General features: G+C 65.7%; 18 protein-coding genes and 1 pseudogene. 3 read left to right on the forward strand and 16 right to left on the reverse strand.

Annotation, left to right across the window (positions count from 1 at the left end; genetic code table 11):
* Window positions 1-267: 267 nt before the first annotated feature.
* Window positions 268-1905 carry an alginate export family protein gene (locus QFZ54_RS10360; RefSeq protein ID WP_307086924.1) on the reverse strand — a complete coding sequence of 546 codons (1638 nt, stop codon included), beginning with the start codon at window positions 1903-1905 and terminating at the stop codon, window positions 268-270.
* 58 nt (window positions 1906-1963) lie between these two features.
* Window positions 1964-3343, reverse strand: coding sequence for a dicarboxylate/amino acid:cation symporter (locus QFZ54_RS10365; RefSeq protein WP_307086925.1), 1380 nt, complete (start codon window positions 3341-3343; stop codon window positions 1964-1966).
* Between the two features lie 206 nt (window positions 3344-3549).
* On the opposite strand from QFZ54_RS10365, the gene QFZ54_RS10370 reads away from it, so the two are divergent.
* Window positions 3550-5334 (forward strand): sensor histidine kinase, encoded by a 1785-nt coding sequence (locus QFZ54_RS10370; RefSeq protein ID WP_307086926.1) that lies wholly within the window; start codon window positions 3550-3552, stop codon window positions 5332-5334.
* The gene (locus QFZ54_RS10375) at window positions 5331-6668 is read left to right on the forward strand and encodes a sigma-54-dependent transcriptional regulator (RefSeq protein ID WP_307086927.1); all 1338 of its coding nucleotides are present in this window, start codon (window positions 5331-5333) and stop codon (window positions 6666-6668) included. The genes QFZ54_RS10370 and QFZ54_RS10375 overlap by 4 nt, the downstream gene beginning before the upstream one ends.
* 106 nt (window positions 6669-6774) lie before the next feature.
* Here the strand turns inward: QFZ54_RS10375 and QFZ54_RS10380 are convergent, their stop codons facing one another.
* The 14 genes and pseudogenes from QFZ54_RS10380 to rpiA form a co-directional block, all read right to left on the reverse strand.
* Window positions 6775-7833, reverse strand: coding sequence for an AbrB family transcriptional regulator (locus QFZ54_RS10380; protein ID WP_307086928.1), 1059 nt, complete (start codon window positions 7831-7833; stop codon window positions 6775-6777).
* Window positions 7830-8492, reverse strand: coding sequence for a spermidine synthase (locus QFZ54_RS10385; RefSeq protein ID WP_307089383.1), 663 nt, complete (start codon window positions 8490-8492; stop codon window positions 7830-7832). Before QFZ54_RS10385 ends, QFZ54_RS10380 begins: the two co-directional genes overlap by 4 nt.
* Window positions 8489-9788: pseudogene (locus QFZ54_RS10390) on the reverse strand (Hsp70 family protein). Before QFZ54_RS10390 ends, QFZ54_RS10385 begins: the two are co-directional and overlap by 4 nt.
* Before the next feature lie 227 nt (window positions 9789-10015).
* On the reverse strand, window positions 10016-10483 hold the full coding sequence (locus tag QFZ54_RS10395) for a YaiI/YqxD family protein (protein ID WP_307086929.1): 468 nt from the start codon (window positions 10481-10483) through the stop codon (window positions 10016-10018).
* 233 nt (window positions 10484-10716) lie between these two features.
* Window positions 10717-12483, reverse strand: a complete 1767-nt coding sequence (locus tag QFZ54_RS10400) for a DEAD/DEAH box helicase (RefSeq protein ID WP_307086930.1) — start codon at window positions 12481-12483, stop codon at window positions 10717-10719.
* A 57-nt stretch (window positions 12484-12540) separates the two neighbouring features.
* Window positions 12541-13713: an NAD(P)/FAD-dependent oxidoreductase gene (locus QFZ54_RS10405; protein WP_307086931.1), complete on the reverse strand. Its 1173-nt coding sequence runs from the start codon at window positions 13711-13713 to the stop codon at window positions 12541-12543.
* A gap of 418 nt (window positions 13714-14131) precedes the next feature.
* A complete protein-coding gene (locus QFZ54_RS10410; protein WP_055881387.1) occupies window positions 14132-14314 on the reverse strand; it encodes a hypothetical protein in 183 nt (60 codons plus the stop codon).
* Complete coding sequence (locus tag QFZ54_RS10415; RefSeq protein WP_307086932.1) at window positions 14314-14781, reverse strand: GreA/GreB family elongation factor; 468 nt, start codon at window positions 14779-14781, stop codon at window positions 14314-14316. The genes QFZ54_RS10410 and QFZ54_RS10415 overlap by 1 nt, the downstream gene beginning before the upstream one ends.
* A 4-nt stretch (window positions 14782-14785) precedes the next feature.
* On the reverse strand, window positions 14786-15529 hold the full coding sequence (locus QFZ54_RS10420) for an HAD-IIB family hydrolase (RefSeq protein WP_307086933.1): 744 nt from the start codon (window positions 15527-15529) through the stop codon (window positions 14786-14788).
* Window positions 15526-16353: a Cof-type HAD-IIB family hydrolase gene (locus QFZ54_RS10425; protein WP_307086934.1), complete on the reverse strand. Its 828-nt coding sequence runs from the start codon at window positions 16351-16353 to the stop codon at window positions 15526-15528. Before QFZ54_RS10425 ends, QFZ54_RS10420 begins: the two co-directional genes overlap by 4 nt.
* On the reverse strand, window positions 16350-17333 hold the full coding sequence (gene gnd / locus QFZ54_RS10430; RefSeq protein ID WP_307086935.1) for a phosphogluconate dehydrogenase (NAD(+)-dependent, decarboxylating): 984 nt from the start codon (window positions 17331-17333) through the stop codon (window positions 16350-16352). The genes QFZ54_RS10425 and gnd overlap by 4 nt, the downstream gene beginning before the upstream one ends.
* A 129-nt stretch (window positions 17334-17462) precedes the next feature.
* Window positions 17463-18587, reverse strand: a complete 1125-nt coding sequence (gene tal, locus QFZ54_RS10435; RefSeq protein ID WP_307086936.1) for a transaldolase — start codon at window positions 18585-18587, stop codon at window positions 17463-17465.
* Entirely contained in the window at window positions 18587-20677 is a 2091-nt protein-coding gene (gene tkt / locus QFZ54_RS10440; protein WP_307086937.1) for a transketolase, read from the reverse strand. Before tkt ends, tal begins: the two co-directional genes overlap by 1 nt.
* A gap of 68 nt (window positions 20678-20745) precedes the next feature.
* A complete protein-coding gene (rpiA, locus tag QFZ54_RS10445; RefSeq protein ID WP_307086938.1) occupies window positions 20746-21420 on the reverse strand; it encodes a ribose-5-phosphate isomerase RpiA in 675 nt (224 codons plus the stop codon).
* Between the two features lie 670 nt (window positions 21421-22090).
* Between rpiA and QFZ54_RS10450 the strand changes: the two genes are divergently transcribed.
* Entirely contained in the window at window positions 22091-23317 is a 1227-nt protein-coding gene (locus QFZ54_RS10450; RefSeq protein ID WP_307089384.1) for an efflux RND transporter periplasmic adaptor subunit, read from the forward strand.
* Window positions 23318-23322: the final 5 nt, after the last annotated feature.

The raw sequence follows: 23322 nt of genomic DNA on the forward strand, positions 1-23322 counted from the left end.
CTCCTGATGTTGGAGCCCATGTGCCACAGTCGATCGCAGAATTGAAGGACCGGTATGGTCAAAATCGCAGAAAACGCCGGATGGAACGACGCAGGTTAATCCACCCGGTATCCAACGTCTTCCCCCCTCCCTGAAAGGGAGGGGTCGGGGGTGGGTCGGCCAGCTCGGGCCATCACAGTTCGATTATGCGGAAGCCGACCCACCCCCAGCCGCTCCCTTCCAGGGAGGGGAGCAATTGCCAGACCTCCCCTCCAAGGAGGGAGCACATCAGAACCGGTAGCTGATCCAGCCCGCCAGGAAGTCGGAGTTCTTATACCCCGCGTTCGTCAGCGCCGGCCCCGCGATCAGATGCTCGTAGCGACCGGTGAACGACAGCCGCGAGCTGATCGGATACACCGCCTGAAACCGGATCGTATCGGCGATCTTCTTGCCCCCGAAATTCTGCGTGCCGGCGAACGCGGACCCGTTCGCACGGTACACCGCGTCGCTCGTCGTATCGCGCCACGACAGCTGGTATTCCGCGGTCAGCCGCAGCTTGCCGAGCGTGGTGAAGCTGAAGTTCGGCGCCACCGCAATCAGATTGGTCGGCGTCGCGAACAGCTGATAGCTGTAATAGATGTTGTTGCCGAACGGCGCGAGCGAGTTGCGCAACGTGCCGGTGCCATACGCCCCGCCACCGCTCGCATAATCCGCATGGAAGCCGACGCGCGGCGCATTCTTAGCCTTGCCGAGCCGATAGGTCTGCCCCGCCAGCAACAGCCACGCCTTGATCGAGCGGTTGTCGTAACTGCCGCCCTGATAGTTGATCGTCCAGTCGAGGTTGACCGGCCCCGCATCGCCCCAGATGTGAAGGCCATAGAAGTTACGCACCTCGCGCGCCGTGCCGGTGCCCCACGTCGCCGAGCGATCGCGCAGCCGCCAGAGGAAGGGATCGACGTACAGCTTCGATCCGCCAAACAGCGATTCGGGCACGACGACGCCGGTCGAGATGCCCGTGAACCGCCGATCGCTCTCGGCATTATCGTCCTGTGTTCCGCCATTGCCATACGCGGTCGGCTTGAAATCGAACACGTCGGCGCGGACTCCGGCCGTCCGCGCCCAGGCGCGGAAGCCGTTGAACCCGAAATACAACGTGTTGTTGTCGCGCGGCACGACCAGCAGGTTCGGCCCGTCCGCGAAGGTCTGGCGACCATAGCGCACGCCCAGATCGACATCGGCGACCGTCCCGGTCACGTCGACGAACGCCTGCTGCACCGCCAGCTTGTTGCGCAGATTGGGCAATGCGGTGCCGAGATTCTGCCCCTCCAGCGTGCCGTGCGCCAATTCCCCATAGAACCGGAAATGCTCGCCGACATGCAGATCGGCACCGCCGAACAGGCGCAGAATATCTTGCCGCTGAGCTTCGGCATTGCGCAAATTGGGGTTGGTGGTCTGGTTGACGCGCAACCGCGCCTCGCCCGACAGCGTCAGATACACCTCGCCGTCCGCGGCGATCGGGATGAACTTCAGCTGGTCGACGATGTCCTTGCGCTTGGCCGGATCCCGCAGCTTCGACCAATCCTCAGCCCAGCGCGACTGATTGTAGCCACCCGCGGTCGTCCCGTCGCCGATCGCGGCGTTGGGATAGCTCTCGGCGATCGGCGACGCCGCAGCGCTGGCCGACTGGTCCTTGGAAACGGGATTGCGTCGCGCCCGCAGCTGGCGCGGGGCCGTTGCGGGCGCGCCTGCGGAGACGCCATCGGAGAGAGGGGCGGGATCGGCCGCGGGCTCTGCCGCCACGGGATCGGTTGCCGGGGCAGTCTGAACTCCCGCCGTCTGGGCTATAGCCGTCTGGGCGATAGCGGTGGACGCGAGCAAGGAGGAGGCGAGCGCGCACAGCGCTCCACCGATGGACGGACGGATCATAAAAGCACCTCGAACTGCTGGGGTGGCTGCCCGCTACCGGGCGAAAGCCACCCTCATTTTAGACGATTGCGGGCCCAGCCGTCGTGGGGACCGTCGTGGGGGCCGTCATAGGCGCGGACGTCTGCGCCGGCGGCAGTTCGGGCAGCTTGCCCGACAAGGCGGCGTCGAGCTTGTCGCGGTCGAGGGCACCTTCCCAGCGGGCCACAACGATCGTCGCGACCGCGTTGCCGATGAAGTTGGTCAGGCTGCGGCACTCGCTCATGAAGCGATCGACGCCGAGAATCAACGCCATGCCGGCGATCGGCACGGTCGGCACGATCGACAGCGTCGCGGCCAAGGTGATGAACCCCGCGCCGGTAACGCCGGCCGCGCCCTTGGAAGAGACCATCGCCACGACGAGCAACAACAGTTCCTGACCGAGCGTCAGGTGCGTGTTGGTCGCCTGCGCGATGAACAGCGCCGCCAGCGTCATGTAGATGTTGGTGCCGTCGAGGTTGAACGAATAGCCGGTCGGCACGACCAACCCGACGACCGACTTCTCGCAGCCTGCCGCCTCCATCTTCTGGATCAGGTTCGGCAATGCCGCTTCCGACGACGAGGTGCCGAGAACCAGCAGCAGTTCGGCCTTCAGATACTTGATCAGCTTGAAGATCGAGAAGCCCGTCAGCCGGGCGACGGTGCCGAGCACGACGACGACGAACAGCGCCGCGGTCAGGTAGAAGGTCGCGACCAGGGCACCGAGGTTGGCGAGGCTGCCGATCCCGTATCTGCCGATCGTGAAGGCGATCGCACCGAACGCACCGAGCGGGGCGGCCCGCATCAGGATACCGACCAGCTTGAACACGATCAGGCTAAGGCGCTCGAGGAAGTTCAGCACTGGCTTGGCAGGCTCGCCGACCAGGCTCAGCGAGATGCCGAACAGGATCGCGATCAGCAGGATCTGGAGGATGTTACCGTCGGTGAACGCGCTGACCATCGTGTCCGGGATGATGCTCATCAGGAACCCGGTGATCGTCGTCTCGTGCGCCTTCACGGTATAGTCCGCGATGCCCTTGGTATCGAGCGTAGCGGCGTCGATGTTCATCCCCGCGCCCGGCTGGACGACGTTGGCCACGATCAGGCCGACGATCAGCGCCAGCGTCGAGAAGAACAGGAAGTACGCGAACGCCTTGCCCGCGACGCGGCCGACCGAACCGAGTTCCTTCATCCCGGCAATACCGGTGACGAGCGTCAAGAAGATCACCGGCGCGATGATCATCTTCACCAGCTTGATGAACGCATCACCGAGCGGCTTCAAAGCCGCGCCGTACGTCGGATAGAAATGCCCGAGCGCCGCGCCGAGCGCGATCGCGATCAGCACCTGAATATAGAGCTGACTGCTCCAGCGCTTCCGCGCCGGCGTTTCCGCAACGCCATATGTCTGGGTGGGTAGGGTCAACATCGTCTCCTGAAAACCTAGTCCACTGCCACGGGACGTTTATGGCGACGGTAATGCCGGGCCGAACCGAGGACTACAAGACCACGCCGCATTCACCATAAAACGTTGGTTTTGCGTACTTTGTCGGCATACCGGGTTTTCAGATGTGTGGAAAATGCCGTGTTTCGGTGATGGCGAACCCTGTTCGTGTGTGATAATCCGCACAAATGGCGCGGCTCCGATCCCCCCTGTTCATCACCGCGCTGACGGTGTTGCTGGCGTTCGCCGCGCTCGGCGTGATCGTCGCCGGAGTCGCCTCGATCTATGGTCCGCGCGCCGTCGCCGACGTCACCGCGAGCGTCCGGATGCGCGCGGTGCAGCAGACGCGGAGCAACCTCCGCCTGCTCGAAGCCGAGTTGCAGACCTATCGCCTGCTCCCGGTCATGCTAGGCGAATATCCCGCGGTGCGCGCCGCGCTCGCATCGGGACGAGTCGACCCGGCGCTCAACGAAAAGCTGGCGATGCTGGCGGAGCGCACCGGCGCACCGGTGATCTACGCGCTCGATACGCAGGGGATGACGATCGCCGCCTCGAACGCCGCGCGGCCCGACAGCTTCCTCGGCCACGACTATCGGTTCCGCGAGTATTTCACCAAGGCGATGGCCTCGGGTGCGACCGAGTTCTTCGCGCTCGGCAGCGTCAGCGGGCGCCCCGGCCTGTATCTCTCGCGACGGATCGACCGTGACGGACGGCCGCTCGGCGTGGTCGTGGTGAAGGTCGAGTTCGAGAAGATCGCCCGCGCGTGGATCCAGGATCACATGGCGACCTTCGTCACCGATGCGGACGGCATCATCCTGATCTCGAGCGACCCGGCGCTGCAATTCCGCACAACCCGCCCGCTGGCCCCGGCGCGCCGCGCCGCGCTGGTCGCCACCCGCCAGTTCGGAAACTCGCCGCTCGCGCGCGCGCCGCTCCTTCTCGACGACGATCGCGCGCGTCTTTCGGACGGAACGCCGGCGGCGACGGTGTCGCTACCGGTGCCGATCGCGGGCTGGCGACTGGTGCACATGGAGCCGCTCGACGCCGCGCTGCGCACTGCCGCCGCCCGAACGCGCTGGGCGACCGCGATCGCGGCGCTGGCGACGATCGCGGCGATGCTGGCGGCGTGGTGGCTCTATGAACGTCGCAAGCGCAACGCAGGGGCGCGCGCCGAACTCGAGGCGGAGGTCGCGCGCCGGACCGCCGAGCTACGTGCTACGGCCGATCGTCTCCAGATCGAGGTCGAGCAGCGCGAGGCGTCCGACCAGCGATTCCGCCAGGCGCGCGAGGAGCTGGCGCACGCCAACCGGGTCGGCTCGATCGGCACGATCACCGCCAGCGTCGCGCACGAGATTAACCAGCCGGTCGCCGCGATCCGCACCTTCGCCGACAACGCCGCCGCCTTCCTCGACCGCGGCGAACCGGCGCGCGCGGCGACCAACCTCCAGTCGATCGTCGACCTCACCAGCCGGATCGGCACGATCACCGCTGGGCTCAGGCGTTATGCACGGCGCGGCGCAGGCTCGATCGGCCCCGTGGCGCTCGACGAGGCGATCGACGGCGTACGCCTGCTGATCGGCGACCGCTTCCGCGCGAAGGGCGTGACGCTCGACCTCCCCACCGGGCCCGAGGCGCGGCTGACGGTCATCGCCGGCCGCGTCCGCCTGGAGCAGGTCCTCGTCAACCTCCTCCAGAACGCGCTCGACGCGGTCGCTGATCGCCGCGATGCGCGCGTGAGCGTCACCGTCGGTCGGAAAGGCCGCGACGTCGTGCTGACCGTCGCCGACAACGGCCCCGGCATCGATGCGGCGATCGCCGACCACCTCTTCACCCCGTTCGCGACGAGCAAGAAGGACGGCCTCGGGCTCGGCCTCGGCATTGCGCGCGACATCATGACCGAGTTCGGCGGCACGCTCGACCTCGTCCCAGCACCCGAAGGCGCCATCTTCCGTATGATCCTGGTGAAGGCATGAGCGAGCAAGCGGTATTGCTCGTCGACGACGACGACGTGTTGCGCGGTGCACTCGAACAATCGTTCGAACTCGCCGGCATCGCTGTGATAGCCGAGCGCGACCCGACCGTCGCGCTCGCCCGCGTGACCGCCGGGTTCGACGGCGCGGTGGTGTCCGACATCCGTATGCCGAAGATGGACGGCCTCGAACTCTTCCGCCGGATCGCCGCGATCGACCACGAGATCCCGGTGCTGCTGATGACCGGCCACGGCGATGTCGCGATGGCGGTCGCCGCGCTGAAGAACGGCGCGTTCGACTTCATCCCCAAACCGTTCGCGACCGATCATCTGATCGCGGGCGCCCGGCGTGCGCTCGAAATGCGCCGCCTCGTCCTCGACAACCGCCGTCTCCGCGCCGCCGCCGAAGAAACGATCGGCGCCGAACCGCTGATCGGCGAAACCCCGGTCATGGTCCGCCTCCGCGAAACGATGCGCCAGATCGCGCAAGCCGACATCGACGTGCTGGTCGAGGGCGAGACCGGCACCGGCAAGGAACTGGTCGCGGTCCTGCTCCATCGCTGGAGTAACCGCCGCTCGCGGCCCTTCGTGGCGGTCAACTGCGCCGCGCTGCCCGAAGCGGTCGCCGAGATCGAACTGTTCGGCCATGACGGCGACTCCCGCCTGCCCCGTACCGGCCGGATCGAGGCTTCGAACCGTGGCACGCTGTTCCTCGACGAGATCGAAAGCACGCTTCCCGCCTTCCAGGCAAAACTCCTACGGGTGCTGGAGGAACGCGAGGTGATGCCGGTCGGTGGCGACCTCCCGCGCGCGCTCGACCTGCGCGTGATCGCCGCCGCCAAACCCGGCCTTGACCACGCGGTCGAGGAAGGTCGCTTCCGCGCCGACCTCTTGTTCCGCCTCGACGCAGTGCGCCTCCGCATCCCGCCGTTGCGTGAACGCCGCGACGACATACCGCTGTTGTTCGGCCACCTGCTCCACCAGGCGGCGGAACGGTTCGGCCGCGAGGTCCCGACCATCGATACCGCAACTTTGGCCTACCTCGCCCAGCACGACTGGCCGGGCAACGTCCGCGAACTCGACAACCTCGCCAAACGCCTCGTCCTCCGCGTCGAGGCGGAGGAGGCGGTCGACGAGGACAGCGAAATTCCCCTCCCCGCCCGCGTCGACAAGTTCGAGGAAGCCACGATCCGCGCGACCTTGCAACAGGTCAGCGGCGACGTGCGATCCGCACTCGCCGCGCTCGGCATCCCGCGAAAGACGTTCTACGACAAACTCAAGCGCCACGACATCGACGTGGAGGCATACCGCCCGACCAAACCTTCCCCGTCATCCTGACGAAAGTCAGGACCCAGGGTTACGGAGGATAGCGGTTGTGGCTCTGGGTCCTGACTTTCGTCAGGATGACGGCAGGATGACGGCAGTATGCGAGGCCCGAGCAGCGCTAAGTCGGGATTACCGGCGGAGGCACTCCACCTTGCCGCGTCGCCACGAACTTCGCGAGCGGCGGCCCGATCAGCAACACGCCCAGAAATCGCAGCACCTGCAACGCCATCACGAACGGCACATCCACCGGGCTAGACGCCGCGATGATCGCCACCGAGTCCATCCCGCCGGGGCTAGTCGCCAGATACGCGGTAACCGGATCGATCCCCCACCACCGCGTCAACGCCGCCGCGATCCCGCCGCAGAACGCGATCAGCAGCGCCACCGACAGCAGGATCCGCGGCATCGCCTTCCCCGCCACCCGCAGCGTATCGCGCGTGAACGACAGTCCGATCCGCCACCCGACCACCGCATAGCTGATAGCGAGCAGCCACTGCGGCAACACCGGCTGCGCAACACCGGTAACATTGAGCGCCGCCCCCGCAACCAGCGACCCGAGCAGGGCGCCGGCAGGAAGCTTCAACGCGACACCCACGCCAGCCCCGACACCGGCAATCGCGATCGTCCGCAGCACGGCGAGCGGGTCTACAGATGCGAACCACGCCCCCGCGACATGATGCCCACTCCCACCACCGACCATTACCGCCGCCAGCACCGACGCGACCACGGCCACGCTCACGACCCGCGTATAGGTCATCACCGCGACCAGCCGAGAGTCCGCGCCGTAGGCCTGCGCCATCAACACCATCGCGCTCGCCGCGCCGGGCGTCGATCCCCACACCGCGACCGTGCCCGGCAACACCTGCCACCGGCTCAGCAAATATCCGAGTACGCTGCTCGCCGCGAGCGTGACGAAATTGACCATCAGGAATACCGGCCAGTGATCCGCCACCGTCGCGACGATCCCGGTCGTGATCGAGCCCGCGATCAGCGTTCCCACCGCAGCCTGTGCACCGCGAAACGCAGACGTGGGAACGGTCAGCGACCATCCTCGCACCGCCAGCACGACCGCCGCGACCATCGGTCCGAGCAGCAGGCCTGCGGGCAACCCGACCAGTTCCAGCACCCCCGCGATCACCGCCGACAGCGCGATCAATACGGCCCAGCGCCAGATCATGCCTTGGTAGCGAACCAGATCATATGCCGCGCCCCGCCCTTCCGCGTCGCCCGCGCGATCACCTCGTCGACCGCGAACCCCGCTTCGGCAAGTCGGGTAGCGAACGGCTTGCTTGGCGCGGAAGACCACACGGCGAGTACGCCACCGGGTCGCAAGGCCGCCCGCGCCAACGACAATCCGCGCGCGCCATAAAGCCGATCGTTACCCGGCCGCGAAATCCCGTCGGGCCCGTTATCGACATCAAGCAGGATCGCGTCCCAATCGCCCTCCGCAATCGCCGCAGCGACGTCGCCCTCGAAAATCCGGGTCCGCGGATCGGTCAGGCTATCGCCATGCAACGCCGCCATCGGCCCCCGCGCCCATTCGATCACCGCCGGCACGATCTCCGCGACCACTACCTCCGCATCAGCGACGAGCCGCGCCAGTGCTGCCCGCAAGGTGAACCCCATCCCGAGCCCACCGATCAGCATCCGCACGCCGGGCCGCGCACCGATCCGATCACACGCCTGCTCCGCCAGTGCCTCTTCCGACCCGCTCAACCGGCTGTTCATCAACTCGCTCGCACCGAGCATGATCGAGAACTCCGCGCCCCGCTGGAGCAACCGAAGCTCGCCCCCACCCGGCACCTGCGCCGTACCGAGAAGCACGCGAGGGATCATGCGGACCACGCCGCGATATCGTCCTGCTCGCCGATCAAGGCCAGCCCGTGCGCGATCGAGGTCAGTTCGCCGCCGCTCATGATCGCCGCCTCGCCGAACCGCTCGACGAAGATCCGGCGGATGCGCGGGATCAGCGACGAACCGCCGGTCAGGAACACCCGGTCGATCTCGCCGCCGCCGACGTTGGCGACCTCCAAGGCCCGGTCGACCGCCGCCTCGATCCGCACGACGTCGTCGGCAATCCAGCCCTCGAACTGCGCCCGCGTCACGTCCGCCTCGATCTCCAGCCCCGCGCCCGCGAAGTGGAAATGCCGCATCCTCGCCACTCGACAGCGCGCGCTTGAGCGACCCGACCGCATCATACAGCGGATAGCCAAGTTCGTTCTCGATCACCGCGATCATCCGCCCGATCGCGTCCGGATCGATCGCGGTCTTCTGCAACCGCTCCAGCTCGGTCATCGTCTTGCGGTTGCGCATCAGCGCGAGCCTGGACCAGTCCGCGAAATCGGCGAAATACGCGCGCGGAATCTCCAGCTCCTTGCCGAACGACTTGTACGCGCCACCCTTGCCCAGCATCGGCAGCACGAGCCGGTCGAGGATCCGGTAATCGAACCGATCCCCCGCGATCCCGACGCCCGCATGCCCTAGCGGCGTACACCGCCGCGCCGCGCCCGGTTCGGCAACGCGGACCACCGAAAAATCGCTCGTACCGCCGCCGAAATCCGCCACGAGTATCGTCGCCGGCTCGGTCAGCCGCGTCGCGTAGCTGTACGCCGCGCCGAGCGGTTCGTAGACGTAATGGATCTCCGCCCCAAAGCCCTTGAACATCGCGTCGTAACGCGTGCGGGCGAGCGCCTCGTCGGGCCGCGCGCCGGCATATTCCACCGGCCGCCCGACGACGATCCGGTGCGGCCGCGTGTCGAGCTTGCCGCCCGCATGCGCGATCAGCTTTTCGAGGAACAGCTGGCCCATTTCTTCGAAGCGATAGCGCTTGTCGAAGACCGAGGCCTGCTCGAACGTCTTCATCGCCGCGACCGACTTGAACGACTGGATGAACCGGCTGTCGAGCGGATACTCCATATATTCGGCGATCGCCCACGGCCCTGCATCCGACGCGAGCCCCTTGCCGCTGTCGTCCTGCCAGAAACACAACGCCGAGCGGAATACCGGGCTCGTCTCGGCTGGCGCCGCGAAGGTCACCAGCTCGGGCGTGCCGTCTTTGGTCCCGAGCGCCACGACGCTGTTGGTCGTGCCGAAATCCAGCCCCAGCGCGGGGCCGCCAGCGTTCGTGTGCATCGCATGTTCTCCGTGAACGCGCGCCTATGGCGATACGGGGTGCGTGATGGCAACCCCGTGCGTGCACGCCATAAGCGCCACGCTTCTCCCCTCCCTGAAAGGGAAGGGTCGAGGGTGGGTCGGGTTCCGCATCATCGAACGCCAGCGGCAAGCGGGTTGTCGCAAGCCGACCTACCCACCCCCAGCCCCTCCCTTTCAGGGAGGGGAGAGATCGATGGCGATCCGGCCTAAAGTCGCTTCAGCCGCACCAACGCAGCATCAAGCGCCGACAGGAAGCTCGACCGATCCGCCTTCGAAAACGGTGCCGGACCGCCGATGATGTCGCCGCCCGCACGCAAGTCCGCCATGATCGCACGCGTCGCGATGGCGCCGCCGATCGAGCTGGTGGTGAAGGGCTTGCCGGTATTGGCGAGCACGGTCGCACCGGCCTTCACGCAGCGATCGGCGAGCAGAATGTCGGCGGTGATCACGACGGATCTCGCATCGGCCTGTTCGGCGATCCAGTCGTCCGCCGCGTCGAACCCGTCGCTGACGACGACGCGGGAAATCAGCGGGTGGACGGGGATGCGAAAATGGCTGTTGGCGACGATCGTGACGGGCACCTCGTGGCGCCACGCGACCTTGTAGATCTCGTCCTTCACCGGGCACGCGTCGGCGTCGACGAGGATCCGGATGGTTGGGGATACGTTCGTCATCGTACACGTCCCAAACCGCCCCACCCGCTCCCGTCATCCTGACGAAAGTCAGGATCCAGGATCGAGCAGGGCGGCGTTCGTTACTCTGGATCCTGACTTTCGTCAGGATGACGAGGCTGGAGGCATTCCGCGCTTCTCACCCCCCACCCGTTCGCCCTGAGCGAAGTCGAAGGGCATGCCCCAATCCGGGGTGCTTCGACTTCGCTCAGCACAAACGGAAGATGGCAGGTAGCTCAGCTCCGCTCGCGATTCCCACGATACGGCGGCTTCCGCGTCGGAGCCGGACCGCCACGCGGTGCCGCACGGTGCAGCGTCGAGCGCGGGCCGCTCGCATTGCTGCGACCGCCACCGCCATCATGCCGCGCACCACTCTCCGGCGCGCCCTGCATAGCCTCGATCGCCACGCCGCTCTCTTCTTCACCTGACTGCGCAGTCCGCTGGATCGCCGCCGAGAAGCGCCCCGCAACCGTACGCGGAATCTCGAACGCAGTCTCGTTCGGCCCGATCCGGATCGCCCCGATCTCGGACTTGGTGATGTGCCCGCGACGGCAGATCAGCGGCAGGATCCAGCGCGGATCGGCGTTCTGGCGACGACCGATGTCCATCCGGAACCAGACGGTGTCCTCGAAGCCAGCGCGCGGCCCCTGCGAACGCTCGTCCTGCGTCGGCTGCTTGCTCTGGTCGATCAGATCCTCGGCCTGCGGCATCGTCGAACGGTGCATGTGCACCAGTGCCGCGGCGATATCCTCCGGCGTCTTCTCGGCCATCAGGCGGACGGCGAGTGCGCGATCCTCCTCCTCGACCTCGACAGGCTGCAACAGCATGCCGATCAGTCGCTCGTGATCGTTCTTGCGGATGTCCTCCGCGGTCGGGGCGTTGACCCACTCCGCGTTGATCTTCGCCCCGCGGAGCATCATCTCGACGCGACGACGACGCGGGAACGGCACGATCAGGACAGCCGTGCCCTTCTTGCCCGCACGACCGGTACGACCCGAGCGATGCTGGAGCGTCTCGGCGTCACGCGGCAGCTCGACGTGCACGACGAGGCTGAGCGTCGGCAGATCGATCCCGCGAGCCGCAACGTCCGTGGCAACGCAGACGCGCGCACGACGATCGCGCAGCGCCTGAAGCGCCGCGTTACGCTCGTTCTGCGAATGCTCGCCCGACAAGGCGACGGCGGCAAAGCCACGCTCGACAAGGCTCGCATGCAGATGGCGCACGTTGTCGCGAGTCGCGCAGAACAGCATCGCCGTCTCCGCCTCGTGGAAGCGCAGCAGGTTGATCACCGCATGCTCGATCTCGGACGGCGAGACCGTGACGGCCTGGTACGAAATATCGCCATGACCGCGATCTTCGCCGACGGTCGAGATCCGCAGCGCGTCCTTCTGGTAGCGCTTGGCGAGCGCGACGATAGGCCGCGGCATCGTCGCCGAGAACAGCAGCGTACGGCGCTGCTCGGGCGATGCGTCGAGGATCTGCTCGAGGTCTTCGCGGAAGCCCATGTCGAGCATCTCGTCGGCTTCGTCGAGCACCGCGACCTTCAAGGCCGACAGGTCGAGCGCGCCACGCTCGAGGTGATCGCGCAGACGCCCCGGCGTGCCGACGACGATATGCGCGCCGTGGGCGAGCGAACGACGCTCCTTCGAGGCGTCCATCCCGCCGACGCAGGTCGAAATCCGCGCGCCGGCCTTGGCATAAAGCCACATCAACTCGCGGCTGACCTGGAGCGCAAGCTCGCGAGTCGGCGCGATGCAAAGCACGAGCGGCTTGTGCGGCGCGGGCAGGCGCTGGACGCCGTCCTCACCCGCTTCACCGAGCAGTTCGCCGGCCATCGCGAGACCGAACGCGACGGTCTTGCCCGAGCCGGTCTGCGCCGACACAACGAGATCGCGACCGATCGCATTGTCCTCGATCACATGAGCCTGGACGGGGGTGAGCGCGGTATAGCCGCGCGCTTCGAGCGCCTCGGAAAGAAGCGACGGAATATTTGTAAAAGGCATGTACGTCCTAATTGGTGGCCGGCTTGACGCTACGGCAAAGCACTGGCGTGGTGGTCCCTACAGGACTTGGCCCGCGGCCCACCCGCTCGCCCATGCCCATTGGAAGTTGTAGCCGCCGAGCCACCCTGTGACATCGACCGCTTCGCCGACCGCATACAACATTGGTACGCGTTTGGCTTGCATTGTTTGTGAAGATAGGTCCGCAGTGCTGATTCCGCCAGCGGTGACCTCGGCCTTGGCATAGCCCTCCGAGCCGTTTGGCGTGAATTGCCAATGACTTAGCGCACGTTCGGCGTCCTGGAGCTTGCGGTCGGTGAGCGTGGAAATTTCGTTTGTCATGCCCAATCGCTCGCTCAAAGTCTCCGCGAGTCGGTCCGGCAGCGTGCTTCCGAGCAGTTTCCGCAGAGTCGCGCGCGGCGTGGTACGCTTGGCGGCGGGTAGCCAGCCGGACTCGCGATCGGGAAGGAAATCGATCCCGACGGGCTGGCCGTGGCGCCAATAGGACGACGCCTGGAGGATCGCGGGGCCCGACAACCCCCGGTGCGTGAAAAGCGCCGCCTCGCGGAACTTGGTCTTCCCGGCGGTGGCGACCACGTCGGCAGCGACTCCGGACAATTCGCGGAACAGGATTTCGTCGCCGCCCAGCGTCAGCGGGACGAGTGCGGGGCGTGGCTCGACGACCTTCAATCCGAACTGCCGCGCGAGATCATAGGCGAACCCGGTGGCCCCCATCTTCGGGATGGAAGGGCCGCCGGTTGCGATCACCAAGGCCGGCGCGGTGACGGTGCGGCCGTCGAGCGACACGCGGTACTGCCCGTCCGCATGCTCGACCCCGGTAACCGCGCGGCCGAGCGACAGGTCGACGCGCCCCTTGTCGCATTCGTCGAGCAGCATCTCGACGATCTGCTTCGCGGAACCGTCGCAGAAGAGTTGCCCCAGCGTCTTCTCGTGCCACGCGATGCCGTAGGACTCGACGAGCGCGATGAAATCCTGCGCGGTGTAACGGCCGAGCGCGGACTTGGCGAAATGCGGGTTGGCGGAGATGTAGCGGTCGGCGGCGGTGTGCACGTTGGTGAAATTACAGCGGCCACCACCGGAAATGAGGATTTTCTTTCCCGCTTTCTCCGCATGATCGACGAGCAGGATCTTCCGGCCACGCTGGCCCGCGACGGCGGCGCACATAAGGCCGGCCGCGCCTGCGCCGAGGATGATCGCGTCGTATTCAGCCAAGTGTAGCTCCGTGCGGCTCAGGTCAGCAGCCGCCAATTAGAATGTTTCCCCGCGAAGGCGGGGACCCAGACTGGGCTCCCGCCTTCGCGGGAGAACAAGAAGGGGTGGCCGCTGTAGCGCGTTCAAGATCAGCCACATAGGTGGTGATCTGCTCGCACGTCCACAAATGCCGCGCACGGAAGTCGCCCCACCCCGGCGAAGGCCGGGGCCCAGTTGGGGGCCAGCAGTGGCGCAGGTTGCCCCTCGTGACAGCGACCTTTCCAACTGGGCCCCGGCCTTCGCCGGGGTGGTGGCAACTGAGATGGTGACGTGTGAAAGAGCAACAGCCTTCGACTGCATCGTGGAACATAGCGTAGCGAGCGCCAGCCCCCTTCTGCTCCCTCTCCCCGGAGGGGAGAGGACTTCTCGCCTCATAAGCCTACCGCAGCTTAGCGATATTCAGCGAATCCTCCTTCGCCCGAACCTTCACCGACTCCTCGCTCCGGGTCAGCGCCTTGGCGATCGCCTTCAGCGCCATGCCCTTCTTGGCAAGCGTATGCAGCTTCTGGATCTCGTCCTGAGTCCAAGCCTGACGATGCCGCTCGAATTTCGCCTCAGCCATCAGCCCTCATCCTTGTCGATCGCCAGCACCTCGATCGCATCCGCCTTGTCCGCAAACGCGACCGTCTCGCCCACCGCAGCCCCCATCAGCGCGCGCGCCAACGGTGCCGAGAACGCCAACCGATCATCACCAGGCTCGGCCTCGTCACCACCGACGATAAAGATAACCCGCTCCGCCCCGTTCATCCGAACGCGAACCCGCGAGCCGATCCCGACCTCGTCCTCTTCGGGCGACGGTGCGATCTCGGCGGTCGTCTGCCGCGTATGCCAGTACCGCAAGTCACGCAGCAGAAGCTTCCGCGCCTCCTCGTCCGTCTCAGCAGCAACCGCAGCCTCGATCTCGGTCACCCGCTCACCGATCAACCGCAGCCCCCGCGCCGTGACCAGATTAGGCCCCGGCGCGATCGGCTGTTCGAACTTCGGTTCGAGATGTTCCTCGTCACTCTCGCGACGAAACGCGACGCTCATGACCTTACTTCAGGCACGCGACGATCCCGGCGATCGCCGCCAGCGTCCCGTCGACGTTCTTCACCTTCACGACATCCAGCCCAAGCTGCTCCGCCGGATAATCATTCCCGCCCGGGAAGATCGCGTCGCCGATGAACATCATCTTGTCGAGCGCAATGCCGCTCGCCTCGTTGAGCTTCTTCAACCCGTAAGCCTTGTCGACCCCCTCACGCGTAATGTCGATCGAGGTCGCGCCGCCCATGTTGATCGACAGCCCCGGCAGGCGCTTGCGCAGATCGGCCTGGATCACCTTCCGCTTGGCGAAATCCGGATCCCAGCTGTGCTTGGCATCGATCGGCGCTTCTTGGCCGAGTGCCGAGAACGTGATCTGGCTGCCCCGATCCTCGATCCGCTCGCCCCAAGTCTTCTCCGGCACGAACCCAGTGGCTTCCAACGACTCGTCGAACGCCTTGAGAATCTTCTGCTTCTCGTCGTCCTCGAACAGCTCGGCATACACCGCGCGCCATTCGCCGTCGAACCGGTACAGCTTGGTGCCGGTGGTCGGCATCAGCCACAGCTTGGTGCGATCGGCGCGCTCGGGCAGGCGCGACGCGACCTGCTTTTCGAACTGCGGCCAGTCGCCGCCCGAGATCACCGCGACATGCGCGACGTCGAGCAGGTTCGCCAGCGCCTCGCCCATCGGCTCCTGCAAGGGCTGCTTGCTCTCGGCCAGCGTTCCATCGAGGTCGAAGGCAACCAACTCTTTCATGCGGAAACTCCAGTAAGGATAAAATTGTCGATCGCGTGTGCGACGCCGTCGGCATCGTTCGCGCTGGTAATCTCGTGCGCGACGTCGCGGACATTCTGCGGCGCATTGCCCATCGCGATCGCCAGCTTGGCGCGCTTGAGCATCGCGATGTCGTTGGCCTGATCGCCGATCGCCGCGGTCTGCGTCAAGCTGATGCCGAACGCGTCCGCCAGTTCCTCGATTCCGCTGCCCTTGTTGCCGGCGACGGGCGTGATGTCGAGATAATAGGTCTGCGACTGGACGATCGTCGCCTGCGCATCGAACTTGGCGGCGACCTTGGCATGCAGGTCGCGCAACAGGTCCTCATCGTCGCTGACGAACGTCACCTTGTCAGCCTTGGCAAGCAGATCGGAAAAGTCGGAGACGATCACCGGATCCTGCGCCGACGCTTTCCGCTCGCTGCCGACATGCCCGCCCTGATCGGTGCTCGCATACCAGACGTCGTCCGCGAAGAACCACGTATCGACCGGCGCATCGCCAACGATCTCCATTGCGCCGCGCACGACGTCGACGTCGATCATGTGGTGCTCGATCACGGTGCCGTCGCGCTTGAACACGATCCCGCCATTGAAAGCCCCCATGGGCTCGTCGATGCCGAGCAGATCCGCGATCGGCATCATCCCCGAGCGCGGCCGCGCGCTGATGATCGTGAAGCCGAGACCCGCCGCCTTCAGTCGCTTGACCGCATCGACGGTAGCGGGCGCGACCTTCTTCTCCTTGTCGACGAGCGTGCCGTCGACATCGGAAACCAGCAGCTTGATCGCACCACTCATGTCGGCGCTCATTGCGGCATCTCGACATGCCCGCCAAAGCCATAGCGCATCGCCGACAACAGCTTGTCGCCGAACGTATGGTCCACCCGGCTGCGATAGCGCGCATACAGCGCCGCGCTCAGCACGTTGGCCGGCACCTTCTCCTCCATCGCCGCGTCGATCGTCCACTGGCCCTCGCCCGAGTCCGCGACGCTGCCGCTGAATCCTTCGAGCGTGCCGTCCTTCGCCAGCGCGATCGCCGACAGGTCGAGCAGCCACGACGAGATCACGCTGCCCCGACGCCAGACTTCGGCGACGTCGGTCAGGTTGATGTCGAAGCGCTCCTCCTCCGCGACATGCTCGCCGGACTTGCCCTTGAGGATGTCGAAGCCCTCGGCATAGGCCTGCATCAGGCCGTATTCGATGCCGTTATGGACCATCTTGACGAAGTGCCCGGCGCCCGAGGGGCCTGCATGAATATAGCCCTTCTCGGCGCGCGGATCGGCCTGACCCTCGACGCGGCCCGGCGTGCGGACGATGTCGCCCATGCCCGGTGCGAGCGTCTCGAAGATCGGATCGAGGTAATCGACCGTTTCCTTGTCGCCGCCGATCATCATGCAATAGCCGCGTTCGAGGCCCCAGACGCCGCCAGACGTGCCGACGTCGACGTAATGGATGCCCTTTTCGGCCAGTTCCTTCGCGCGGCGGACGTCGTCCTTGTAGAAGCTGTTACCGCCGTCGATGATGATGTCACCGTCGTTAGCTTTGGCCGCGATCGCCTGGACGGTGCTCTCGGTCGGCTCGCCCGCAGGCACCATGACCCACCAGATCGCCGGCGTGTCGAGCTTGGCGCGCATGTCGTCGAGCGAATCCGCGCCTTCCGCGCCATCGGCCGCGAGCGTCTTCACGGCTTCGGCGTCGCGGTCATAGGCGACGACCTCATGGCCGTTTTTCATCAACCGGCGCGCGATATTGCCGCCCATCCGGCCGAGGCCGATCAGTCCGATTTTCATGGATAATTCCTTACTTACCCCCTCTCCCCTCCGGGGAGAGGGTTGGGGTGAGGGGTAGTTGGCGAGGACAGCGCTCGCGGCGCCCCTCACCCCGGCCCTCTCCCCGCAGGGGAGAGGGTGCAGAAAGACTTACGCCGTCGCGGGCTGCTTCTTTGCGATCGAGCCGAGCAGATCGTCGAACGCCTTCACGAACGATGCGACGCCCTCTTCGACCAGCTTGCCGGTCACGCCGTTGAGGTCGAGCCCCAGCCGCTCGGCTTCCGCCAGCACATGCTTCGCCTGATCGACGTCCTGCGTGATCGTCTCCGCCGCAGTGCCATGGTCGCGGAACGCGTCCATCGTCTTCGGCGGCATCGTGTTGACCGTATCCTTGCCGATCAGCGTGTCGATATACAGCGTATCCGGATAGCTCGGATCCTTCACACCGGTCGATGCCCACAACAGCCGCTGCGGCTGCGCGCCCTTGGCGACGAGCGCCTGCCAGCGGTCCGACTTCAGGAAGTCGAGATACCATTGATAGGCCATCTTGGCGTTGGCGATCGCGACCTTGCCGCGGATCGCCTTGAGCGCCTCCGCCTCGGCATCGCCCTTCTCGACTCGCGCATCGATCTCCTTGTCGATCGATGCATCGATACGGCTGACGAAGAAGCTGGCGACGCTGGCGATCTTGTCGATCGGCTGCCCCTGCTTGACGCGCTCCTCGAGACCCGCCGCATACGCCTCGGCAACGCGGATATACGCGTCGAGCGCGAACAGCAGCGTGACGTTGACGTTGATCCCGCTCGCGATCGTCGAGGAGATCGCCGGACCGCCCGCAAGCGTTCCCGGGATCTTGATCATCAGGTTCGGCCGATCAACCGCAGCCCACAGCTTCTTCGCCTCGGCGATCGTCGCGTCGGTATCGTCCGAGATGTACGGCGACACCTCCAGGCTGACATAGCCGTCCTTCGCGTCGAGCTTGTCGTACACCGGCTTCAGCGTCTCCGCCGCTGCCTTGATGTCCTGGATCGCGAGATGCTCGTAGCGGTCGATGGTTGCCGCGCCGGGGTTCTCCTCGTCGTACTTCGCCAGCGTCGAGTCATAGGCGTCGCCATGCCCCATCGCCTTTTCGAAGATCGACGGGTTCGACGTGACACCCGTCAGGCCGTCCTCGTCGACCAGCTTCTGGAGACCGCCGGCCTCCAGGAACTTCCGATCGACGAAATCGAGCCATACCGCCTGGCCGAAGCCTTCGAGATTGTTGAGCGCACCCATCACTTGGTCTCCATCACTTGGCGGGCGACCTTGACGACATTGTCGACGGTGAACCCGAACTTGTCCTGCAACTTGGCGAGCGGTGCCGAAGCACCGAAGGTCGACATCGTCACGGTCGCGCCGTCGAGCCCGACATAGCGGTCCCAACCGATCGACCCGGCCATCTCGATCGCAACGCGCGCCCGCACTTCACGTGGCAGCACGCTTTCCTTGTACGCCGCGTCCTGCAATTCGTAGCGATACCAGCTCGGCATCGACACGACCCGGCTCTTCACGCCGTCCGCCTTCAGCTTCTCGTGCGCGTCGACCGCAAGCGACACTTCGCTGCCGCTCGCAATCAGGATCACGTCGGGCGTGCCGTCACTGTCGGCCAGCACGTAGCCGCCCTTCTCAAGCCCGTCCGCGCTCGCATACTTGGTCCGGTCGAGCGTCGGCAGAGCCTGGCGCGACATGATCAATGCGGCAGGCGTGCTGGCGTCCTTCAGGACCGCCTTCCACGCCGCGACGACTTCGTTCGCATCGCTTGGACGGATCGTGTCGAGCCCCGGGATCGCGCGCAGCGTGGCAAGATGCTCGATCGGCTGGTGCGTAGGGCCGTCCTCGCCGACGCCGATCGAGTCGTGCGTGAACACCCAGATCGCGCCGACTTCCATGATCGCCGACAGGCGCACCGGGGCGCGCATGTAATCGACGAACACCAGGAAGGTGGAGCCGTAGGAGCGCAGGTGCGACAGCGCCATGCCGTTGACGATAGCGCCCATGCCATGTTCGCGAATGCCGAAATGGAAGTTCCGGCCGGCGTAGTTGTCGCCCTCGAACGATGGCTGGCCTTTGATGTCGGTCTTGGTCGACGGCGCGAGATCGGCCGAACCGCCGATCAGCCACGGCACGTTCTTGGCAATCGCGTTAAGCACCTTGCCACCCGAGTCACGGCTGGCGACGCCCTTGGCATCCGCCTCGAAGGTCGGGATGTCGGCATCCCAGCCCTCGGGCAGCTCGTCCTTGAGCAGCAGGTCCAACTCGGCCGACAGCTCGGGATAGGCATCACGATACTTGTCGGTCAGCGCGACCCATTCGTCGCGCAGCTTCGCGCCACGCTCGGCGATCGCACCGTTGAAATGCTCGATCACGCCGTCGGGCACGTAGAACGACTTGTCCTCGGGCCAGCCATAGGCCTGCTTGGTCAGGCGGATATTTTCCTCGCCGAGCGGCTCGCCGTGCGCCTTCTCGCTGCCCGCCTTGGGGCTGCCGTAACCGATCACCGAATGCACGACGATGAAGGTCGGCTTGTCGTTGGTCGCCTTGAACGTCTCAATCGCACGGGTCAGCGCGGCGGTATCGTTCGCATCGTCGACATGGATGACGTTCCAGCCATACGCATCAAAGCGCAGGCCGACATCCTCGTCGAACGCCAGATCGGTCGCGCCCTCGATCGAGATGTGGTTGCTGTCGTAGATCCAGCACAGATTGCTAAGCTTGAGGTGACCGGCAAGGCTCGCCGCCTCGGCCGAAACGCCCTCCATCATGTCGCCGTCGCCACAGATCGTGTAGACGTCATGGTCGAACAGCGTGAAGCCATCCTTGTTGTAGCGCGCGGCGAGCCAACGCTCGGCGATCGCCATGCCGACCGAATTGCCGCAACCCTGGCCGAGCGGGCCGGTCGTCGTCTCGACGCCGGTGGTGTGACGATATTCGGGGTGGCCGGGGGTCTTGGACGAAAGCTGGCGGAACTGCTTGATGTCGTCGAGGCTGACGGCTTCCTTGCCGCTCTTCTCGCCGTCCGCGCCGATCTCTTCGATCTTGGCGAGGTGGATCAGCGCATAGAGCAGCATCGACGCATGGCCGACCGACAGCACGAAACGGTCGCGGTTGGGCCAGTCGGCATGCTTGGGATCGTAGCGCAGGAACTTCGACCAGAGCGTGTAGCCGACCGGTGCCAGCGCCATAGGCGTGCCGGGATGGCCCGAATTCGCCTTCTGCACCGCGTCCATCGACAGCGTGCGGATGGTATCGATCGCTAGACGCTCGGGGGAGCCGTCCTCGTGCAGCATGGGGTCCGCCTTGGGGGCGGCGGTTGCGGTATCGGTCATGGAAAAGCCTCGCTCTAGACGGTGACCGAACGCCGCGCATCCGATCTGGTTGCCAACATAGGACGCCTTTAGTCGGATGCACCCACCCGTTCCAGTCGCGTAACAACGCCATTCGTTGCAATATATGCTGCGTCGACCTCGTCGAGGAACAGCCCGTGGCCGAGAATACCAGGGATCGCCGACAGCGTGGCGGCGGTTGCGCGGGGGTCTTCAAGCGTGGCGAAGTGGCAGTCGACGACGAGATTGCCCTGATCCGTCCGGTAGTTGTCGCGGATGACCGGCGCCGCACCCATGTCGGTCAGCACGCGCATCACATAGGCCAACGCGAACGGCAGCACCTCGACCGGCAGCTTGACCGCGCCGATCCGTTCGACCTGCTTCGACCCATCCGCGATCACGATCATCCGTGCCGAGGACGCGGCGACGATCTTCTCCCGCAACATCGCCCCGCCCGCGCCCTTGATCGCGAAGCACCGCGAGTCGATCTCGTCCGCACCGTCGATCGTCAGGTCGACCGCGGCGATGTCGGCGAAGTCGAGGACATCGATCCCGACTTCGCGCGCGAGTTTGCCGCTGGCGTCAGACGTCACCACCGCCCGGATCGCCAAGCCATCAGCGACCCGCTCACCAAGCGCCCGGATCGCAAACGCAGCGGTCGAACCGGTGCCAAGGCCGACGAGCATCCCGGCCCGAACCTCTTGCACGGCAGCGACTGCCGCCGCCTTCTTGTCATCGTCGATCATCGCAGCCGCCCCAAAAAGCCCGTCCGTCATCCTGACGAATCACCCGTTACCCTGACGAACCATCCGCCATCCGCACGAACCACCCGTCATCCTGACGAACCATCCGTCACCTCGACGTACCATCCGTCATCATGACGAAAGTCAGGACCCAGAGCCACAAACGATCCCCTCGCAACTCTGGATCCTGACTTTCGTCAGGATGACGGCGTGCGCGAAAGTCCGTCCGAGCCCCGCCAACGCCACACCGCCACACCGCCACACCACCATCACCATGCCACCGCCAGCACCCCGGCGAAGGCCGGGGCCCAGTTGGAAAGGTCACAGTAACGACGGACCGCGTTCCATTAGCAACGTCGCCCAACTGGGCCCCGGCCTCCGCCGGGGTGGCGGTGGCCGCGGGCCACGGGCTGCGCTTCTAATTGCGGGAGCGCATCCCTTCCTTGTTCTCTCGCGAAGGCGGGAGCCCAGTCTCGCCCCCCGCCTTCGCAAGGAAAAAATCTCATGCAGATTGCCGGAAGCCCCACGAACCACCCCTCGCACAAACAAACCAGGTTACTCTTTCTACCCTATTTCTCACCCCCGCTTTTCAACTGACACACTTCTGGTACATCCTCGTGGTTTAGCCCGACCAACAGCTGCCCCCACCGATCGCGAGCGGATACCAAACTTGATAGCCACACGATTCTCTGCACGGCGGTGCGCCGTCCTGCTGGTGCCCGCACTGGCGCTCGCAGCCTGTTCCGGCGGCGGCGACGATAAGGCACAAGGCAAGGCCGGTCGCGGCGGCCAGCCCGGCCAGGGCACGCCCACCGTCGGCTATGTCGTCGTCCAGCCGACCAGCGTCGCGATGACCACCGAACTCAGCGGCCGCACCACCGCATTCGAAAGCTCGGACGTCCGGCCCCAGGTCACCGGCATCATCCGCCGCCGCTTCTTCACCGAGGGCACGCTCGTCAAGAAGGGCCAGCCGCTTTACGAGATCGACCCGCGCCTCTATCGCGCCGCCGCCAACGAAGCGCAGGCCAACCTCCAGAGCGCGCGCGCCAACCAGCAGGCGCAGACCATCCTCGCCGAGCGCTACAAGCCGCTCGCCGACATGGAGGCGATCAGCAAACAGGATTACACCAACGCGGTCGCGACCTCGCGCCAGGCTACCGCCTCGGTCGCGCAGACCCGCGCCGCGCTGGAGACCGCGCAGATCAACCTGAAGTTCACGACCGTCCCCGCGCCGATCACCGGCCGCATCGGCCGTTCGCTGTTCACCGTCGGCGCGCTCGTCTCGGCGACGCAGACCGATCCGCTCGCGCAGATCCAGCGACTCGATCCGATGTTCGTCGATATCCAGCAATCGTCCGGCGACCTGCTCGCGCTACGCCGGTCGCTCGGTCAGAACGGCATCGTCCCGACCGAGGCCCAGGTTCACCTGACGCTGGAAGACGGCAGCGAATATGGCGCGACCGGCACCGTCCAGTTCGCCGAGGCGCTCGTCAACACCCAGACCGGCACCGTGACGCTGCGCGCGCGCTTCCCCAATCCGCAGGGGCTTCTGCTCCCCGGCATGTTCGTCCAGGCCAAGTTCGCGCAGGCGATCAACCAGCGCGCGTTCCTCGTGCCGCAGGCGGGCGTCTCGCGTGATGCCAAGGGCAACGCGACGGTCTATGTCGTCGATGCGAACAACAAGGCGGTGCAGAAGAATATCAAGGCTGACCGCACGCAGGGCGCGTTCTGGGTGGTCACCAGCGGGCTCAACCCCGGCGACCGGATCATCACGCAGGGGCTGTCGAAGATCGCCCCGAACCAGGGCGTGAAGCCGGTGCCGGAAAACACCGAGCAAAAGATCGAAGCGCCCAAGGGTGATTCCTCAGGCGGCCAGTCCAGCCAGAAAAAGGCCGGCTAAGCCCT

It is taken from the genome of Sphingomonas faeni (assembly GCF_030817315.1).
Classification (GTDB): domain Bacteria; phylum Pseudomonadota; class Alphaproteobacteria; order Sphingomonadales; family Sphingomonadaceae; genus Sphingomonas; species Sphingomonas faeni_C.

Bases quoted from the DNA above. Each gene is read 5' to 3' on its own strand.
- QFZ54_RS10425 (WP_307086934.1), bottom strand. From the start codon at position 16,353: ATGAGCGCCGACATGAGTGGTGCGATCAAGCTGCTGGTTTCCGATGTC.
- QFZ54_RS10360 (WP_307086924.1), bottom strand. From the start codon at position 1,905: ATGATCCGTCCGTCCATCGGTGGAGCGCTGTGCGCGCTCGCCTCCTCC.
- QFZ54_RS10420 (WP_307086933.1), bottom strand. From the start codon at position 15,529: ATGAAAGAGTTGGTTGCCTTCGACCTCGATGGAACGCTGGCCGAGAGC.
- QFZ54_RS10415 (WP_307086932.1), bottom strand. From the start codon at position 14,781: ATGAGCGTCGCGTTTCGTCGCGAGAGTGACGAGGAACATCTCGAACCG.
- QFZ54_RS10375 (WP_307086927.1), top strand. From the start codon at position 5,331: ATGAGCGAGCAAGCGGTATTGCTCGTCGACGACGACGACGTGTTGCGC.
- QFZ54_RS10385 (WP_307089383.1), bottom strand. From the start codon at position 8,492: ATGATCCCTCGCGTGCTTCTCGGTACGGCGCAGGTGCCGGGTGGGGGC.
- QFZ54_RS10380 (WP_307086928.1), bottom strand. From the start codon at position 7,833: ATGATCTGGCGCTGGGCCGTATTGATCGCGCTGTCGGCGGTGATCGCG.
- QFZ54_RS10400 (WP_307086930.1), bottom strand. From the start codon at position 12,483: ATGCCTTTTACAAATATTCCGTCGCTTCTTTCCGAGGCGCTCGAAGCG.
- gnd (WP_307086935.1), bottom strand. From the start codon at position 17,333: ATGAAAATCGGACTGATCGGCCTCGGCCGGATGGGCGGCAATATCGCG.
- rpiA (WP_307086938.1), bottom strand. From the start codon at position 21,420: ATGATCGACGATGACAAGAAGGCGGCGGCAGTCGCTGCCGTGCAAGAG.
- QFZ54_RS10395 (WP_307086929.1), bottom strand. From the start codon at position 10,483: ATGACGAACGTATCCCCAACCATCCGGATCCTCGTCGACGCCGACGCG.
- tkt (WP_307086937.1), bottom strand. From the start codon at position 20,677: ATGACCGATACCGCAACCGCCGCCCCCAAGGCGGACCCCATGCTGCAC.
- QFZ54_RS10410 (WP_055881387.1), bottom strand. From the start codon at position 14,314: ATGGCTGAGGCGAAATTCGAGCGGCATCGTCAGGCTTGGACTCAGGAC.
- QFZ54_RS10370 (WP_307086926.1), top strand. From the start codon at position 3,550: ATGGCGCGGCTCCGATCCCCCCTGTTCATCACCGCGCTGACGGTGTTG.
- tal (WP_307086936.1), bottom strand. From the start codon at position 18,587: ATGGGTGCGCTCAACAATCTCGAAGGCTTCGGCCAGGCGGTATGGCTC.